Origin of the sequence: Achromobacter sp. Marseille-Q0513 (assembly GCF_018195695.1) — a bacterium.
Taxonomy (GTDB): Bacteria; Pseudomonadota; Gammaproteobacteria; order Burkholderiales; family Burkholderiaceae_B; genus Achromobacter.
The window spans coordinates 1-15,761 of sequence record NZ_JAGTJY010000148.1 but is presented as its reverse complement, the minus strand read 5'-3'; the positions used below and the strand labels follow the sequence as shown (position 1 = coordinate 15,761).

General features: G+C 68.1%; 16 protein-coding genes. 6 read left to right on the top strand and 10 right to left on the bottom strand.

Annotated elements, in window-relative coordinates:
• The 3 genes from KDH83_RS23345 to paaK all read left to right on the top strand — a co-directional run.
• The coding region (locus tag KDH83_RS23345) for an enoyl-CoA hydratase-related protein (protein WP_249205295.1) at positions 1–342 on the top strand (342 nt) is incomplete at its 5' end.
• On the top strand, positions 342–812 hold the full coding sequence (gene paaI / locus KDH83_RS23340; protein WP_212320303.1) for a hydroxyphenylacetyl-CoA thioesterase PaaI: 471 nt from the start codon (positions 342–344) through the stop codon (positions 810–812). The genes KDH83_RS23345 and paaI, both read left to right, overlap by 1 nt.
• Positions 813–946: 134 nt before the next feature.
• Positions 947–2,260: a phenylacetate--CoA ligase PaaK gene (paaK, locus tag KDH83_RS23335; RefSeq protein ID WP_212320301.1), complete on the top strand. Its 1,314-nt coding sequence runs from the start codon at positions 947–949 to the stop codon at positions 2,258–2,260.
• Positions 2,261–2,385: 125 nt separating this feature from the next.
• Here the strand turns inward: paaK and KDH83_RS23330 are convergent, their stop codons facing one another.
• The 7 genes from KDH83_RS23330 to radC form a co-directional block, all read right to left on the bottom strand.
• Positions 2,386–3,600, bottom strand: coding sequence for a serine hydrolase (locus KDH83_RS23330; protein WP_212320299.1), 1,215 nt, complete (start codon positions 3,598–3,600; stop codon positions 2,386–2,388).
• A 108-nt stretch (positions 3,601–3,708) separates the two neighbouring features.
• Positions 3,709–5,124, bottom strand: a complete 1,416-nt coding sequence (locus KDH83_RS23325) for an MATE family efflux transporter (RefSeq protein WP_212320297.1) — start codon at positions 5,122–5,124, stop codon at positions 3,709–3,711.
• Positions 5,121–6,851, bottom strand: a complete 1,731-nt coding sequence (locus KDH83_RS23320) for a glycosyltransferase (protein ID WP_212320295.1) — start codon at positions 6,849–6,851, stop codon at positions 5,121–5,123. The genes KDH83_RS23325 and KDH83_RS23320 overlap by 4 nt, the downstream gene beginning before the upstream one ends.
• A gap of 127 nt (positions 6,852–6,978) precedes the next feature.
• Positions 6,979–7,245: a type B 50S ribosomal protein L31 gene (locus tag KDH83_RS23315; protein WP_212320293.1), complete on the bottom strand. Its 267-nt coding sequence runs from the start codon at positions 7,243–7,245 to the stop codon at positions 6,979–6,981.
• 210 nt (positions 7,246–7,455) lie between these two features.
• A complete protein-coding gene (kynA, locus tag KDH83_RS23310) occupies positions 7,456–8,304 on the bottom strand; it encodes a tryptophan 2,3-dioxygenase (protein ID WP_212320291.1) in 849 nt (282 codons plus the stop codon).
• Positions 8,305–8,452: 148 nt separating this feature from the next.
• Positions 8,453–9,082, bottom strand: coding sequence for an arylformamidase (kynB, locus tag KDH83_RS23305; protein ID WP_212320289.1), 630 nt, complete (start codon positions 9,080–9,082; stop codon positions 8,453–8,455).
• Positions 9,083–9,190: 108 nt separating this feature from the next.
• Positions 9,191–9,868, bottom strand: coding sequence for a DNA repair protein RadC (radC, locus tag KDH83_RS23300; RefSeq protein WP_212320286.1), 678 nt, complete (start codon positions 9,866–9,868; stop codon positions 9,191–9,193).
• 51 nt (positions 9,869–9,919) lie between these two features.
• Between radC and KDH83_RS23295 the strand changes: the two genes are divergently transcribed.
• From KDH83_RS23295 to maiA, 3 genes are read left to right on the top strand one after another with little or no spacing between them, the layout of a single operon-like run.
• Complete coding sequence (locus KDH83_RS23295) at positions 9,920–10,396, top strand: FKBP-type peptidyl-prolyl cis-trans isomerase (RefSeq protein ID WP_212320284.1); 477 nt, start codon at positions 9,920–9,922, stop codon at positions 10,394–10,396.
• A complete protein-coding gene (gene ispH, locus KDH83_RS23290; RefSeq protein ID WP_212320282.1) occupies positions 10,396–11,370 on the top strand; it encodes a 4-hydroxy-3-methylbut-2-enyl diphosphate reductase in 975 nt (324 codons plus the stop codon). Before KDH83_RS23295 ends, ispH begins: the two co-directional genes overlap by 1 nt.
• A 56-nt stretch (positions 11,371–11,426) precedes the next feature.
• On the top strand, positions 11,427–12,071 hold the full coding sequence (maiA, locus tag KDH83_RS23285; RefSeq protein WP_212320280.1) for a maleylacetoacetate isomerase: 645 nt from the start codon (positions 11,427–11,429) through the stop codon (positions 12,069–12,071).
• Positions 12,072–12,080: 9 nt separating this feature from the next.
• Here the strand turns inward: maiA and KDH83_RS23280 are convergent, their stop codons facing one another.
• From KDH83_RS23280 to KDH83_RS23270, 3 genes are all read right to left on the bottom strand, one after another.
• On the bottom strand, positions 12,081–13,523 hold the full coding sequence (locus KDH83_RS23280) for a DegQ family serine endoprotease (RefSeq protein WP_212320278.1): 1,443 nt from the start codon (positions 13,521–13,523) through the stop codon (positions 12,081–12,083).
• Between the two features lie 106 nt (positions 13,524–13,629).
• Positions 13,630–14,961, bottom strand: coding sequence for an ATP-binding protein (locus tag KDH83_RS23275; protein WP_212320276.1), 1,332 nt, complete (start codon positions 14,959–14,961; stop codon positions 13,630–13,632).
• A complete protein-coding gene (locus tag KDH83_RS23270) occupies positions 14,958–15,617 on the bottom strand; it encodes a response regulator (protein WP_103273391.1) in 660 nt (219 codons plus the stop codon). Before KDH83_RS23270 ends, KDH83_RS23275 begins: the two co-directional genes overlap by 4 nt.
• Positions 15,618–15,761: the final 144 nt, after the last annotated feature.

The following is a 15,761-nucleotide window of genomic DNA, read 5'->3' as shown; positions in this document are numbered from 1 at the left end:
GCCCAGCAGCGCCAGGCCCGCCGCGCGCGCGCGGCGGGCCTGGCGCTGCTGGGCGACAAGCTCAGCGCGAAGCAGGCGCAGGACTGGGGCCTGATCTGGCAATGCGTGGCCGATGCCGAGTTCGACGCCACGCTGGAGCGGCTGGCGCAGCATTTCGCCAAGGCGCCGACCAAGGGCCTGGCGTTCACCAAGCGCGCCTTGCAGGCCAGCCTGGCGAACGACCTGGCGACGCAGCTGGACCTGGAGCGCGACATGATGCGCGAGCTGGGCCGCAGCGCCGATTACGCCGAGGGCGTGGCCGCGTTCCTCGACAAGCGCGAACCGCAGTTCAAGGGGCAATGATGAGCACGCACGTTCCCCAGCTCGATGTGCCGTCCGATCCCCAGGAACTGGCGCAGGCCGTCGGCGCCGTGATGTACGCCGGCGACGCGGCCTCGCAGGGCCTGGACATGAAGGTCGAGGAAATGGCGCCCGGCTACGCGCGCCTGACCATGCGCGTGCGGCCCGACATGCTCAACGGCCACAAGACCTGCCATGGCGGCTTCATCTTCGCCCTGGCCGACAGCGCTTTCGCTTTCTCCTGCAATTCGCGCAACGTCAGCACCGTGGCGTCGGGCTGCACCATCGATTTCCTGGCGCCCGGTTTCGAGGGTGACCAGCTGACGGCGGTGGCCCAGGAACGCTCGCTGGCCGGGCGCACCGGCGTCTATGACGTGACCGTCACCAACCAGGACGGCCGCAACGTGGCCATTTTCCGTGGCCGGTCCTATCGGATCAAAGGCCAGATCGTCGGAGTGCCTGCCGACGCCTGAGCGAGATTTCCCTTTAGCCGATCACAGACTACCGATCACCGATCACAAGACGCCGGCCGGGCCGGAAGCGGGCGCGCATGGCGCCCGCGGTGCCGTCCGCAGCCGCCAAGAGAGCATTCCAGGAGAGAGATACCATGTCCAACACCATGAGCAAGCCGGGGCTGGACCCCATCGAGCATGCCAGCATCGACGAACTGCGCGCCTTGCAGCTCGAGCGCCTGAAGTGGACGCTCAAGCACGCCTACGACAACGTGCCGCACTACAAGCAGGCCTTCGACGAGGCCGGCGTGCATCCGGACGACCTGAAGCAGCTGTCCGATATTTCCAAGTTCCCCTTCACCACGAAGAAGGAACTGCGCGAGAACTATCCTTTCGGCATGTTCGCCGTGCCGCGCGAGCGGATCTCGCGCATCCACGCGTCCAGCGGCACCACCGGCAAGCCGACCGTGGTGGGCTACACCAAGGGCGACCTGGACAACTGGGCCAACCTGGTGGCGCGCTCGATCCGCGCCGCCGGCGGCAAGCCGGGCGACACCGTGCACGTGGCCTACGGCTACGGACTGTTCACGGGCGGGCTGGGCGCGCACTACGGCGCCGAGCGCCTGGGCTGCACCGTCATTCCCATGTCCGGCGGACAGACCGAAAAGCAGGTCCAGCTGATCAATGATTTCCGTCCGGACATCATCATGGTCACGCCGTCCTACTTCTGCAATATTCTGGAGGAACAGCGTCGCCAGGGGATTGATCCGCGTCAAAGTTCGCTGCGCATCGGCATCTTCGGCGCCGAGCCCTGGACCGGCCAGATGCGCGCCGACATCGAGGCCGAAGCCGGCATCGACGCGGTGGACATCTACGGCCTGTCGGAAGTGATGGGTCCGGGCGTGGCCAGCGAATGCGTCGAGACCAAGGACGGCCCGGTCGTCTGGGAAGACCACTTCTATGCCGAGATCATCAACCCCGACACCGGCGAGCCGGTGGCCGACGGCGAGCCGGGCGAGCTGGTGTTCACCTCGCTGACCAAGGAAGCCATGCCCATCGTGCGCTACCGCACGCGCGACCTGACCCGCCTGTTGCCGCCCACCGCGCGCAGCATGCGCCGCATCGGCAAGATCACCGGCCGCAGCGACGACATGCTGATCGTGCGCGGCGTGAACATGTTCCCGACGCAGGTCGAGGAACTGGTCCTGAAGATCGCCCAGCTTGCGCCGCACTACCAGCTGGTGCTGTCGCGTACCGGCAATATGGACGAGCTGGAAATCCTGACCGAGGTGCGCGCCGAGTTCTCTACGCTGTCCGACGCGGACCGCGCGGCGCTGGGCAAGCAGCTGCAGCACGCGGTCAAGACGCACATCGGTGTCAGCGCGCGCATCCAGGTGTCGGACGCGGGCCATGTCGAGCGCACGTTGACCGGCAAGGCGCGCCGCGTGATCGACAAGCGTCCGAAGTAGGGCGCATGCCGCATGCGCGCCGGGTCACGGCGCATGGCGGCATCCAAAACAAAGCGCGCGCAGCCTCCGGGCTGCGCGCGCTTTGTTCAAGGGCCCGCCTGGCGTTGGCGGCGGAATCCCTTTCCTCAGTTGCCCTGGCCCGCTTGCTCCGCGTCCACGGCCTTGCGCACGGCCTGGAAGAATTGTTCCCGCTTGGCGCTGGATGCGGAATCCACGGCCGAGGGCCAGCTTGAATTGAACACCACCACCAGCTGCCGCCTGGGATCGATGAAGATGCCCTGGCCAAAGATGCCTCGCGCGGAAAAACTGCCGTCGTCCCGGGTCCACCACTGATAGCCATAGCCAAACCCTGGCGTGTTGATGTCGGCGCGCTTGGTGGTCGCGGCGCTTAGCCAGTCGTCGGGCACGATCGGCTGGCCGTTGACGCGCGCGCCTTCGAGGATGAACTGGCCAAAGCGCGCGAAGTCGCGCGGCGAGGCCTGCAGGAAGGCGCCGCTGATTTCCTGGCCCGTCTTGCTGAGCAGCCAGGTGGCTTCATGCGCCATGCCGGCGGGCTGCCATATCTTTTCCTGCAGGTACTGCGCCAGCGGCCTGCCGGTGGCCTGCGTGACCAGGATGCCGAGCAGGTTGGTCTCGCCCGTGCTGTAGTTCCAGCGCGTGCCGGCGGGCGCCGCGCGCGGCAGCTTGCGCATATAGCTCACCAGCGTGTCGACGCCGGGTTCGGGCTGTTGGTGGCCAAAGCGCGCCACGTCGGAGTTCGGATCCTTGTAGTCCTCGTTCCAGCGCACGCCCGAGGTCATGGTGAGCAGCTGCCGCACGCTGACGTCGTCGTAGGCAGAACCCTTCATGGCCGGAATGTAGGCGCTGACCTTGTCGTCCAGGCTCTTGATGTAGCCGTCGCGCACCGCTGCGCCAGCCAGCGTCGACGTGAAGGACTTGGCGACCGAGAAGCTGGTCCAGCGGTCGTTGTCGCCATCGAAGCCCAGGCCGTAGCGCTCCAGGCGCAGCTTGCCGCCCTGCACGATCAGCAGCGCCGCGCTGTGCTGGCTGGCAAGAAAGGCATCGACGTCGACGTCGAGCTTGAGCGGCGGTCCGGACTGCCAGATGCGGGGCGTGGCGCTGGGCGCCACCGTGTGCCAGCCGCCCATCAAGGGAACGCGCTCCATCGCGCGAAAGGCCGCGTCGCGCTCCGACTGGTTCCAGAACAACAGGTTGTTGTTCGTGGGCAGGGTCGATTGCGGGTTGCGCGCTTCCTCGGCGCGGGCAACGCCGCCGGCGGCGGTCATCAGCGCCGTGACCATGACCAGCGTGCCCAGCGTGATGGTTCGGAGTGTCTTCATGCGAATGGCTCCCCTTGCCTGAGGTCTGTCGGAGACTTGCAGCATCCGCGCGCCCATAATGCGCGTTGATTCAACAATGTAGCAGCGTCGCCGCCCGTGCCCGCGGGCTCAGGTCCGTCCGGCTTCGCTGGCGGCCTGGCGCACGATGCGGCGATACCAGTACTGCAGCAGCGCGGCCGACAGCGCCAGTCCGGCCATCGCCATCAACCACATCGTGCCGGCGCCCTGGGGCGATCCGGGCGCGAGGGTCAGGCGCAGCCAGTCCAGCCCGCCCTTGCCGGGGCCGAAGCCGAACCACCAGCCGCCCACCAGACCGACGCCGGCCAGCGCCACCGTCTGCAGCAGCAGCGGCACCACGGCGATCTTGTAGGCGCGCAGCAGGTAGGAGTTGATGCACTGCATGGAATCGAACAGGTGGAACAGCGGCAGCACGGCCAGCAGCGTGGCGGCCACCGCGGCCACGTCGGCCTTGTCGGTGTAGGCGGCCAGGATCAGCGGGCGGCCGATGAGCAGTACCGCGGCGGTGAGCAGGGCGCCCATCAGGCCGAGTGTCAGGCCGGCCATGCCGATGCGATGCGCCTGGTCCAGCTTGCCCGCGCCGATGGCCTGCGCGGTCAGCGCCGCCGTGGCCACGCCCAGCGCCATCGGCATCATGTAGCACAGCGCGGCCAGGTTGGACATGATCTGGTGCCCACCCGTCACCAGCGTGCCTTCGCGGGCCACCAGCAGCGCCATGAAGGTAAAGGCCGAGACCTCCACCAGATAGGAACCGCCCATCGGGATGCCCAGCCGCAGCAGTTCCTTCAGCGACTTCCAGTCCGGCTTGCCGACGCGCAGCTGGAAGCGGCGGTAGTAGCGGTCGTGCGTGATGACCCACAAGCCCAGGCCCAGGCTGATCCAGGAAACCACGGCCGTGGCCATGCCGGCGCCGGTCGCGCCCATGGCGGGCAGGCCCAGCTTGCCGTAGATGAATACCCAATTGAGCAGCGCCTTGACGCCGATGGCGGCCAGGTTGATCGCCATCACCAGCTTGGGGCGCGACACAGCGGTACCCAGCGCGTAGATGGTGCGGAACACCAGCGCCGCAGGCATCGCGAGCACCAGGGCGCGCAGATAGGAGGCGATGCGTTCGCGCACGTCGGGCGCGACGTCGCCCGACATGGACAGCCAGGCATCGGGGAACAGCATCAGGATCGCGCCCACGACGGACAGGCCCAGCGCCAGCCAGACGCCCTGGCCCCAGCTGCGACCGACCTCGGCGTTGTTGCCGGCGCCGAAGTGCTGGGCCAGGATGGGGATCAGCGCGTGCACCACGCCCATCAGGCCGACGAAGATGGTGATGTAGATCGAGGCCGACAGCGCCATCGCCGCCAGGTCGGTGGGGCTGGCGTGGCCGGTCATGGCGGTGTCCAGCACGCCGAACGAGATGCCGGCCCATTGGCTGACCAGCACGGGCCAGGCTTGCCGGGCGATGCCACGCAGCGTGGCGCCAAAGCCCGGGGGCCCCTGGTGAGCGGGCGTCATCGGTTGGGCGTGACGCGCAGCAGGCGGAACACTTCGTGGCGGTCGGCGCGGCGGCCGCCTTGCCACAGCACCTCGGCGCCGTCGCTGTAGGCCGCGGTGTTGTCGCGCAGGCTCTGGTTGGTGGTCTGCTGCAGCACCACCGTGCACTTGGAATCGAACGTGAACGTCAGATTGTTGAATATCAGGAACGAGGCGCGCTGGCCGCTGCCCAGGCTCAGCCCGCGCACGCATTCGCCGGGACGCAGGTTCTGCTCCAGCGCCTGGGCCAGCTGGCCGGACATGGTGCGGTAGCTGCGCGCGTAGTCGACGGCGGGCTGCCACAGCAGGACCAGCAGGATCCAGGTGGCGGTCAGGCCGCCGGCGGACAGCACCGTGCCGCGCCACAGCGCCTGCGGCTTGACGCGCAGGCGCCAGACCACCAGCGCCACCCAGCCGATCGTGACCAGCAGCGCCAAGCCGAAGGCGACCCACGAAATCGACGGTTCATAGCCGGCGGTGTGGCGGCCGATGTTGCGCGACATCTGGGCGGGCCATTGGAAGTTCACCGCGACCCAGCCCAGCCAGGCCGTGGCCACCGTCAGCGAAAAGCACATGACGGCGAACCAGTCCAGCGTGTTCACCACGCCGCGGCGCAGGGTCGGCAGCGAGAACGCGCCCAGCACGGCGCAAGGCACGGCCAGCAGTGCGTATTCCGAATCGGACGGCTCGGCCAGCCCGAACAGCATCAGGGCCGAGCTGATCAGCAGCATCAGCGGCACCCAGATATGCGGCGCGTAGATCCAGGCGCGCCAGCGCCAGACCGCCAGCAGGGCGAGCGGCCAGGCGGGCCACAGATACCAGGGCAGGTCGCGCAGCGTGCGGCCCATGTCGGGCAGGTCGGGGCCGGCGAAGGAGGACAGGTTCCAGATTTTCCAGTTGCGGATCCAGTATTCGCTGCCCTGCGTGGCGGGGATCCACCAGGCCAGGATCAGCGCCGCGGTCAGCAGGACAATCCAGGGCAGCCAGCGCTTGCGATGCCACAATTGGCTGCGTGGATAGAAGGTCAGCAGCGCGCCGGCCATGATCGGAATCGCGCCGATCCACCCGCGCGTGAGGAAGCTGGCCGCCAGCGCGATGGCCAGCGTGGTCGCGCCGGTCAGCGGGCGGTCGATGCTGCGCGCCAGCGAATAGAACGCCAGCGCCTGGCAGGCCATGATGGCGGGGATGACGGTGGTTTCGTGCGTGCGCTGCAGGATGCCGACGGTGGCCAGCAGCAGCAGCAGGGCGGCGTCGGCCAGCATGCGGCCGTAGTCGCGCGGCGGCGGTTCGCCGCCAAAGGGCAGGGCCAGCGGCTGCGCCTCCGAACGGCGGCCCAGCAGATAGGTGCCGTACCAGACGCCGGACGCGGTGATGCCGAACCAGAGCAGGTTGGGCAGGCGGCCGGCGGTGATGTCGCCGATGAAAGGACCGAAGATCCAGATCGAGATCGCGCCGACCCAGGTGATCAGCGGGCCTTCCTCGGCGTGGGCCAGGTGTCCGACCTGCGGCAGCAGCCAGGTGATGCCGCCTTCGCGTATGGCGGTGATCATGGTGGCCAGGCCGACCGCGTCGTCCGTTTTCCAGGGGTCGCGCATGAACAGGCCGGCCACGATATAGGCCAGCGCCAAGCCGAGCAACACCAGTCTCGGCAGTTTTGCGGTGGCCACGGACGTCAGCCGGGCCGGTGTGGAAATCGAAAGTGGGGACACGGGCGTTACTGTAACCGAGTGGCGGGCAAGCGCCAGCCTTTCAATGGCGGCCGAGCCGGGCGGGAGAAAAAAAAGCAGCCCGAAGGCTGCCTTTTTCGCTGTGGCTCCCGGGACGGGAGCGACAGAATCAGGAAGCGGACTTGACCGTGCCTGCGGTGCGCGCGAAGCGGGCGCGGAACTTTTCCACGCGGCCGGTTTCGACGATGCGGGTCTGGGCGCCCGTGTAGAACGGGTGCGATTCGGACGTCACGTCGCACTTGAAGAGCGGGTAGGTCTTGCCGTCCAGCTCGATCGTTTCGCGGGTGTGCACCGTCGAACGGGTGATGAACTTGGTGCCCGTTTGCAGGTCGGCGAAAACGACTTCGCGGTAGTCGGGGTGAATGCCTTCTTTCATGGTGCTTTCCTAGGGCTCGCGTGAGCCGCTTTCAAGAGTTAGGGTCGCCAGCCGAAGCGCCGCAATGACTGCCGGGCGCACTTCAGCCACGTATCCGAAAAGTAACCCCGCATTCTAGCATGCGATTTCCGGCCCGCGCCAGCCCGAAGGCGGCGCGGGCGCGGGCTGGCGCTCTATAAGGGGACGGGCTCAAAGCGGGCGGGTCGCCGCTCAGAGGTCCGTGCGCAGCTTCCAGATCTCGGGGAACAGCACCACTTCCAGCATCTTGCGCAGGTAGTCCACGCCCGACGTGCCGCCGGTGCCGCGCTTGAAACCGATGACCCGTTCGACCGTCGTGACGTGGCGGAAACGCCACAGGCGGAACGCGTCTTCCAGGTCGGTCAGCTTCTCGCCCAGCTGGTACAGGTCCCAGTAGCGGTCCGTATCCCGGTAGACCGTCAGCCAGGCCTGTTCGACGCCGGCCGAGGCCTGGTAGGGCTGGGTCCAGTCGCGCTGCAACAGTTCGGCCGGCACGTCCAGCCCGCGGCGGGCCAGCAGGCGCAGCGACTCGTCGTACAGCGAGGGCGTCTCGTAGGCCTGGCGCACCTGGGCGAGCAGGTCCTCGCGGTGCGCGTGGGGCTTGAGCATGGCCGCGTTCTTGTTGCCCAGCAGGAACTCGATCTGACGGTACTGGTAGCTCTGGAAGCCGCTGGAACGCGCCAGGTACGGGCGCAGCGCCGAATACTCGGGCGGCGTCATGGTGGCCAGCACGTCCCAGGCGTGGACCAGCTGTTCCATGATCTTGCTGACGCGGGCCAGCATCTTGAAGGCCGGCTGTAGCTGGTCGGATGCGACGCAGCCCACGGCGGCGCGCAGCTCGTGCAGCATCAGCTTCATCCAGAGCTCGCTGGTCTGGTGCTGCACGATGAACAGCATTTCATTGTGCTCGGGCGACAGCGGGTGCTGCGCGCCCAGCAATTCGTCCAGGTGCAGGTAATCGCCGTAGGTCATGTCGCGCGCGAAATCGAGCTGCGCCTTTTCCTGGTGGACGATGTCTTCGGGGCGTTGGGGGGCGCTCATGCGTGGCCTCCCTGGCAGGGCGGCGCGGCGCGCCGGGCGGATGCGGGCAGGCTGCGCCAGTCAGGGGCGCGCCGGCGGGCGCGGCCGGACGCCGCGCGCGGATGGAGTAGGTTTCCCATGGTCTTGCTTCATAGAAAAAGCTGGCGGATCAGCCCAGTTCGCGCAAGACGGCGCGCACCGGGCTGGCATCGGCCTGGACCAGAGCCAACGGCAATGCGATCAACTCGTAATCGCCCTCCGGCACGTCGTCGAGCACCAGGTTCTCCAGTACCCGGATGTCGTGCCGCAGGATGGTGTGATGGCTGTCCAGGGTCTTGCTGGACGCGGGGTCGATGCTGGGCGTATCCAGCCCGATCAGCATGACGCCGCGTTCGGCCAGCCATTCAATGGTTTGGGGAGCGTAGGCGGAGAAATCGTCGGTCCACCAGTCCTGCGCCGCGTGCTTGGCGGTGCGCACCAGCACGCGCGGGGGCAGGCCGCCGACGGCGTGGGCGATGTGCTCGACCTGGATCAGCGGGCCGCAATCGATGGCGTGGATCACCCGGCAGGGGCCCAGGAACGGTTCCAGCGCGACGGCGCCGATGGCTTGCGCGCCATTGGCGTAGTGCAGCGGGGCGTCCGCATGCGCGCCGATGTGCGGCGACATGGTGATCTCGCTGACATTGACCGGACAGCCGGGCTCAAGCGACCACTTCCATTTCTGGGTATAGGCCGTGTCGCCCGGAAAGACGGGCGAGGTCGCGGAGACGGGCGGGGATATATCCCACAGGCGTTTCATGAGAGCGCGCAACGAGGGTGTGCCGGAAATTAGCTCAAGCCTAAAGCATTTGCGGACGCGAGTCTAACGGATTCCGGCGCGCCGCGCAGCCCTGGCCGCGAGCAGGCGTCAGAACGCGCCGCATTCGGCCATGGATACCACGCTGTTGCCCGCCACGATCAGGTGGTCGAGCAGCCGCACGTCCACCAGCGCCAGCGCCTGCTTCAGGTGCCGGGTGAAGGCCTGGTCGGCGGCGCTGGGCTCGGCCAGGCCCGAAGGGTGGTTGTGCGCGATGATCACGGCGGCGGCATGGTGGCGCAGCGCTTCGCGCACGACTTCGCGCGGATAGACCGAGGCCTGCGACAGGGTGCCGCGCGCGAGTTCGCCGCTGGCGATCAGGCGTAGCTGGCTGTCCAGGTAGAGGCCGACGCAGTGCTCGATCCGCCGGTGGCCCAGCGTGGTCTTGCAGTACTGCTTGACGCGCCTGGGGTGGTCCAGGGCGGTGTCGCGGGTGAGATCTTCCTCGATGGCTCGCCGCGCGAGCTCCAGGACGGCGGCAAGCATGCAGGCTTTCGCCGCGCCCAGGCCGGGCACGGCCAGCAGTTCCTCCGGTGTGGCCCCCAATAGCCCGCGCAGGCCGGAAAAGCGGTCGAGCAGCTGGTTGCCCAGGTTCAGCACATCCAGGCCCGGCAGGCCCGTGCGCAGGGCGATGGCCAGCAGTTCGGCATCGCTCAGGGCGGAGGCCCCATGACGCAGCAGCCGTTCCCGGGGACGCCCGTGTTCGGGCAGGCGGACAGACAAATTCATAAGAGGCTCTAAAATCAGGGTTTGGTCAATGTTTCTATACGGTGGCAGATCTTGAGCATCGCCTCTAATGAAGTGAACGTTTTTGTCCGTCCGGATTCCTACCTGACGCTGCACTATCGGATTACGCTGGCTTCCGGGCCGGGCAAGGATTCGGTCTTCACCGACACCTTCGACGGCCGTCCGGCGACGCTGCAGATGGGCAGCGGCCAGTGGGCCCCGGGCATGGAGGCCGCGCTGGTCGGTCGCGCCGAAGGCGAGCGCTTCGGCTTCGAGCTGGAGCCGGTCGACGCCTATGGCGACCGCAATCCCGAGCTGATCCAGCGCGTCACCCGCAAGATGCTGGCCGAGCACGCCGGCGCCGACGCGGCCTTCGAGCCGGGCGACCTGGTCGAGTTCGCCGCGCCGAACGGCGGGCGCTATTCGGGCGTGCTCAAGGAAATCAACGACGAGTCCGCCCTGTTCGATTTCAACCATCCTCTCGCGGGCGTGCGCCTGCGCGTGGACGTGGCGCTGTTGGGAGTGCTGTGATGAGCGAGCCCGTTACCGCCGCCGGCGCCGAGGTCGTGCTGGCGCAGCCGCGCGGCTTCTGTGCCGGGGTGGATCGCGCCATCGACATCGTCGAGCGCGCGCTGGAACTGCATGGTGCGCCGATCTACGTGCGCCATGAGATCGTCCACAACCGCTATGTGGTGGAAGACCTGCGCGCCAAGGGCGCGGTGTTCATCGACGAGCTCGAGGACGCCCCCGCGGGCGCCATCGTGGTGTTCTCGGCCCATGGCGTGTCGCAGGCCGTGCGCGCCGAAGCCGACGCCCGCGGCCTGCAGGTGTTCGACGCCACCTGCCCGCTGGTGACCAAGGTGCATATCGAGGTCTCCCGCATGCGCGCCGCCGGCCGCGAGATCATCATGATCGGCCACAAGGGCCATCCTGAAGTCGAGGGCACGCTGGGGCAGGCGCAGGGCGGCATGTACCTGGTCGAGACCGTCGAGGACGTGGCCGGCCTGCAGGTGGCCGATCCCGACAACCTGGCCTATGTCACGCAGACCACGCTGTCGGTGGACGACGCGGCCGCTGTGTCGCAGGCGCTCAAGGCGCGCTTTCCCAATATCGTCGAACCGAAGAAGAGCGACATCTGCTACGCCACGCAGAACCGCCAGGACGCGGTCAAGATCCTGGCGCCGGATTGCGATCTGGTGCTGGTGGTCGGCAGTCCGAACAGCTCGAACTCCAACCGTCTGCGCGAAGTGGCCGAGCGCAAGGGCGTGGCCTCGTATCTGATCGACGGCGCGCACTCGATCCAGCCGGAATGGCTGGCCGGCCGCCAGCGCATCGGCGTCACGGCCGGCGCGTCCGCGCCGGAAATCCTGGTGCAACAGGTGATCGAGCGCGTCAAGGAGCTGGGCGCGGTGTCGGTCCGCACCATGCCGGGCCTGGAGGAAAACGTGGCCTTTCCGCTGCCCAAGGGGCTGTCGCGCAAGGCGCGGGTCGAACCGCTCGAATAAGAAGCCGGCGGCGGGGCCTGGGGAGGCCCCGCGCGGCGCGAAATCAAGGAGAAGACATGCAGTTGTACAGCTACTTCCGCAGTTCCGCGGCTTATCGCGTGCGCATCGCGCTCAACCTGAAGGGGCTGTCCTATGAGTACGTGCCGGTGCACCTGCTCAAGGATGGCGGCCAGCAGTTGTCGGCCGACTACCGCAAGCTCAATCCCACGGCGCTGGTGCCCACGCTGATCGATGGCGACGCGGTCATCGGCCAATCGCTGGCCATCATCGAATACCTGGAAGAAACCCATCCGCAGACGCCGCTGCTGCCGGCCGACGCCATCGGCCGCGCGCGGGTGCGGGACCTGGCGCTGGGCATCGCCTGCGACACGCATCCGCTGAACAACCTGCGCGTGCTGAAGTACCTGAAGCACACGCTGGGCGTGGACGAAGACGCCAAGAACGCCTGGTACCGCCATTGGGTGCACCAGGGGCTGCAGGCCTTCGAGGCGCAATTGACGGCCTCGTCCGCCACCGGCCGCTATTGCCATGGCGACACGCCCACCATCGCCGATATCTGCCTGGTGCCGCAGGTGGCCAACGCGCGCCGCCTGGAGTGCGACCTGTCCGCCATGCCCACGGTCGTGCGCATCGACGCGGCCTGCCGCGAGCTGCCGGCCTTCGATGCCGCCGCGCCGGGCAAGCAGCCCGACGCGGAGTAAGCGCGCGGATCAGCCGATCCGCACCGGCACGAAGATCTTGTCGTCACCGCGCTGCACCAGCAGCGCGACGGTCTTGCCGGCCTTGGCGAGTTCCGCCTTGACCTGCCCGATGTCGTGTACCGGCACCCCGTTCAGCGACAACAGCACGTCGCCCGGCTGTATGCCGGCCTTGGCGGCGGGGCCGGCGGACTGCTCGATGAGCAGGCCCTCGGCGCCGGCCTGGCGCTGCTCCTGCGGACTGAGCGGACGCAACGCCAGGCCCAGTTGCCCGCGCTGGACTTCCCGGGTGTCGGACGACGCGGTCGCCTTGTCCTTCGGCACGCCGCCCAGCGTGGCGCTCAGTTCCTTGGGCGAGCCGTTGCGCCAGACATCCAGCTTGAGCTTGTCGCCGGGCGAGGCCAGCGTGATCATCGACGCCAGGTCGCCGGACGACACGATGGTCTTGCCGTTGATCTGCCGCACCACATCGCCTGGCTGCAGGCCGGCGCGTTCGGCGGCGCTGCCCTTTTCTACGCTGGCGACCAGCGCGCCCGTGGGCGTGTCCAGCTTGAACGAATTGGCCAGGTCCTGATTCACTTCCTGCACCGTCACGCCCAGCCGCGCGTGCTGGACCTTGCCGTGCTCGAGGATCTGGTCCTTGATCTTGTAGGCCACATCGATCGGGATAGAGAAGGACAGGCCCTGGAAGCCGCCCGTGCGGCTGTAGATCTGCGAGTTGATGCCCACCACTTCGCCGCGATCATTGAACAGCGGCCCGCCCGAGTTGCCGGGGTTGACGGCCACGTCGGTCTGGATGAACGGCACCGAGGTGTCGTCCGGCAGCGAGCGGCCCTTGGCGCTGACGATGCCGGCGGTCGCCGTGTTTTCCAGGCCGTAGGGCGAGCCAATGGCCAGCACCCATTCGCCGACCTGCAGCTGGTTGACGTCGCCGGCCTTCACCACCGGCAGGTTCTTCGCCTCGATCTTGAGCACGGCCACGTCGGTCTGCGGGTCGGCGCCCAGCACCTTGGCCTGGTATTCGCGGCGGTCGGTCAGCTTGACCGTGACTTCCTTGGCGTCCTGCACGACGTGGGCGTTGGTCAGGATCAGGCCGTCGCTGTTGATGATGAAGCCCGAACCCTCGCCGCGCATCGGCACTTCGCGCGCCGGCATGCGGCCGCGCGCGCCGGGGATCTGGCCGAAGAACTGGGCGAAGGGGTCATCGTCGTCCATGGCCGAGACCTTGCGCGTGCCGCTGACGCTGATGTTGACCACGGCGGGGCCGTAGTCGCGGGTGATCTGCGCGAAATTCGGCGGGCTGGATGGTGCGATGGGGGCGGATGCGGCGGGCGCCGGCGCGGCGACGGCCGGCGTCATCGCGCCCAGCGTGGCGGCGGCGCCCGCGCCGCCGATCGTGCCCGCGGCCAGCAGCGCCAGCGCGAGGCGCGAGGGTTTGAGTAGCGTGGTCTTCATGTCGGCTCCTGCGTTCATGTTGAAGGACATGGAGCCATGTTCGGGCCCGACGCTTAGGGGAATCTTAAGGTGGGGAAATCCGGGGTGTGCGTCGCGGCGCGCGGGGTCAGGCGGCGGGGAAATCCACCCGTGCGCGCAGTCCTTGCCCGGCGGGCGCATCTTCCAGGACGATCGTGGCGCCGTGGCGCTCGGCGATCGAGCGGGCGATCGCCAGGCCCAGGCCGCTGCCGTGCTGGCTGTTGCCCTCGGCACGGTAGAAGCGGTCGAAGACGCGCGTGCGTTCGGCGGGCGCGATGCCCGGACCCTGGTCGTCGATCGTGAGCGCGGCGCGGCAGTCCGGCGCGGCCAGGCCGAGGTCGATGCGCGAACCGGGCGGCGAATACTTGATCGCGTTGTCCAGCAGGTTGCGGACCAGCAGTACCAGGTCGTCGCGATGGCCAAGTACCTGAACCGGCGCCGGCGCGTGCATGGCGAGCGAGATGGATTTCGCGTTGGCATCCTGCAGCGTTTCGGACACGGCCTGCCGAATGACGTCGTCCAGGTCGACGCGGTCCGGCGCCGGGCGCTCGGCCGCGCCTTCATGCCGGGCCAGCGACAGCAGCTGCTCGATCAGTCGGGTGGCGCGATCGATCCCGGCCGTCAGGCGCTGTTCGGCCACGCGGCGGGACTCGGGGTCGTGCGCGCGCTGCAAGGCCTGCGACTGCAGGCGCAGCGCCGCCAGCGGCGAGCGCAGCTCGTGCGCGGCATCGCCGACGAATTGCTTTTGCAGCGCGAAGGCGCCGCGCATGCGCTCCAGCAGCAGGTTCAGTTCCTGCAGCAGCGGGCGGATCTCGTCCGGCACGTCGTCGGTGCTGACGGGCGACAGGTCTTCGGGCTGGCGCGCCGCCACCTGCGCGCGCGCTCGCTTCACGGGCCGCAGCGACCAGCTGACCACGCACCAGATGACCAGCATCAGCAGCGGCGCGGCCGCGGCGATCGGCGCGATGGTGCGCAGCGCCAGGGAACGCGCCATGTGCGTGCGCACGCCCATGTCCTGCGCCACCTGGATCACCTGGAATGGCGTGGCCAGCGAATAGACGCGGTAGGTGCTGCCTTCGACCTTGGCGTCGGAGAAGCCCAGCACGATCTGGTCCGGCAGCGGCTGCCGCGAACGGGAGTTGAAGACGCGCAGCCCGTCGGGCGTCCAGATCTGGATGATGAGATCGTCGGCGAAGGGCGTGCCGGCGCCGCGCGCATGCGTCGGGCCGGTGCTGAGCAGGCCGTCGCCAGTGCCCAGCGACAGCGCGGTCCGCTGCAGCAGCGAATCGAAGATGTCGTCGGCCTGCTGCAAGGTGCTGCGGTAGGCGATCGTGCCCTGCACCAGCGCGCCGACCACGATGGCGGCGAGCAGGAAGAACAGCAGCCTGGCCCGCAGCGAATAGCTAAGCGGAATGCTCATGTTTTGGGTATGACATAGCCGACGCCCCTGACGTTCTGGATCAGGTCCTGACCCAGTTTCTTGCGCAGGCCATGAATATATACCTCGACGGCGTTGCTGCTGACGCTGTCCTTCCAGCTGTAGAGCTTTTCCTCGAGCTGGGCGCGCGAATAGATCATGCCCGGGCGGGCGATCAGCGGCTCCAGCACGGCCCATTCGCGCGCGGTCAACGTGACGGGCGCGCCGTTGACAGTGACTTCGCGCGATTGCGGGTCGATGCTTACGCCTTCGTGCTCATAGACGGGCTCGGCGCGCCCGGCACTGCGTCGGATCAGCGCGCGCATGCGGGCCAGCAGCTCGTCCACGTCATAGGGTTTGACGATGTAGTCGTCCGCGCCGGCGTCCAGCCCCGCGATGCGGTCGCTGACGGCGTCGCGCGCGGTGGCGATCAGGACTGGCGTGCGGTCCTTGCGGGCGCGCAGTTCGCGCAGCAGCGTCAGGCCGTCGCGCCGAGGCAGGCCGAGGTCCAGCAGGATCAGGTCATAGGGGCCGGTGCGCAGGGCCAGGTCGGCGGCGTTGCCGTCCTTGACCCAGTCGGCCGCGTAGTGTTCGGCGCGCAGGCAGTCGAGCACGCTTTCGCCGATCATGGTGTCGTCTTCGACAAGCAGGATGCGCATGGGCGGTGTGTGGCGGAAAGGAGTCCAGCAGATTGGATGCGCGGGATCGTGTCCGAGTTCCCTGCAGCGCGGTGGCTGCATTGTTGCGGCGTTTGGGTAAGGGAGGGCGGCGCTGTAGTGGCAACCCTCGGGCGGGCGGTGGCG

What these genes read in the sequence shown, in the direction of transcription:
- paaI (WP_212320303.1), top strand. Translation starts at nt 342, where the DNA reads ATGAGCACGCACGTTCCCCAGCTCGATGTGCCGTCCGATCCCCAGGAA.
- paaK (WP_212320301.1), top strand. Translation starts at nt 947, where the DNA reads ATGTCCAACACCATGAGCAAGCCGGGGCTGGACCCCATCGAGCATGCC.
- KDH83_RS23330 (WP_212320299.1), bottom strand. Translation starts at nt 3,600, where the DNA reads ATGAAGACACTCCGAACCATCACGCTGGGCACGCTGGTCATGGTCACG.
- KDH83_RS23325 (WP_212320297.1), bottom strand. Translation starts at nt 5,124, where the DNA reads ATGACGCCCGCTCACCAGGGGCCCCCGGGCTTTGGCGCCACGCTGCGT.
- KDH83_RS23315 (WP_212320293.1), bottom strand. Translation starts at nt 7,245, where the DNA reads ATGAAAGAAGGCATTCACCCCGACTACCGCGAAGTCGTTTTCGCCGAC.
- kynA (WP_212320291.1), bottom strand. Translation starts at nt 8,304, where the DNA reads ATGAGCGCCCCCCAACGCCCCGAAGACATCGTCCACCAGGAAAAGGCG.
- kynB (WP_212320289.1), bottom strand. Translation starts at nt 9,082, where the DNA reads ATGAAACGCCTGTGGGATATATCCCCGCCCGTCTCCGCGACCTCGCCC.
- radC (WP_212320286.1), bottom strand. Translation starts at nt 9,868, where the DNA reads ATGAATTTGTCTGTCCGCCTGCCCGAACACGGGCGTCCCCGGGAACGG.
- ispH (WP_212320282.1), top strand. Translation starts at nt 10,396, where the DNA reads ATGAGCGAGCCCGTTACCGCCGCCGGCGCCGAGGTCGTGCTGGCGCAG.
- maiA (WP_212320280.1), top strand. Translation starts at nt 11,427, where the DNA reads ATGCAGTTGTACAGCTACTTCCGCAGTTCCGCGGCTTATCGCGTGCGC.
- KDH83_RS23280 (WP_212320278.1), bottom strand. Translation starts at nt 13,523, where the DNA reads ATGAAGACCACGCTACTCAAACCCTCGCGCCTCGCGCTGGCGCTGCTG.
- KDH83_RS23275 (WP_212320276.1), bottom strand. Translation starts at nt 14,961, where the DNA reads ATGAGCATTCCGCTTAGCTATTCGCTGCGGGCCAGGCTGCTGTTCTTC.
- KDH83_RS23270 (WP_103273391.1), bottom strand. Translation starts at nt 15,617, where the DNA reads ATGCGCATCCTGCTTGTCGAAGACGACACCATGATCGGCGAAAGCGTG.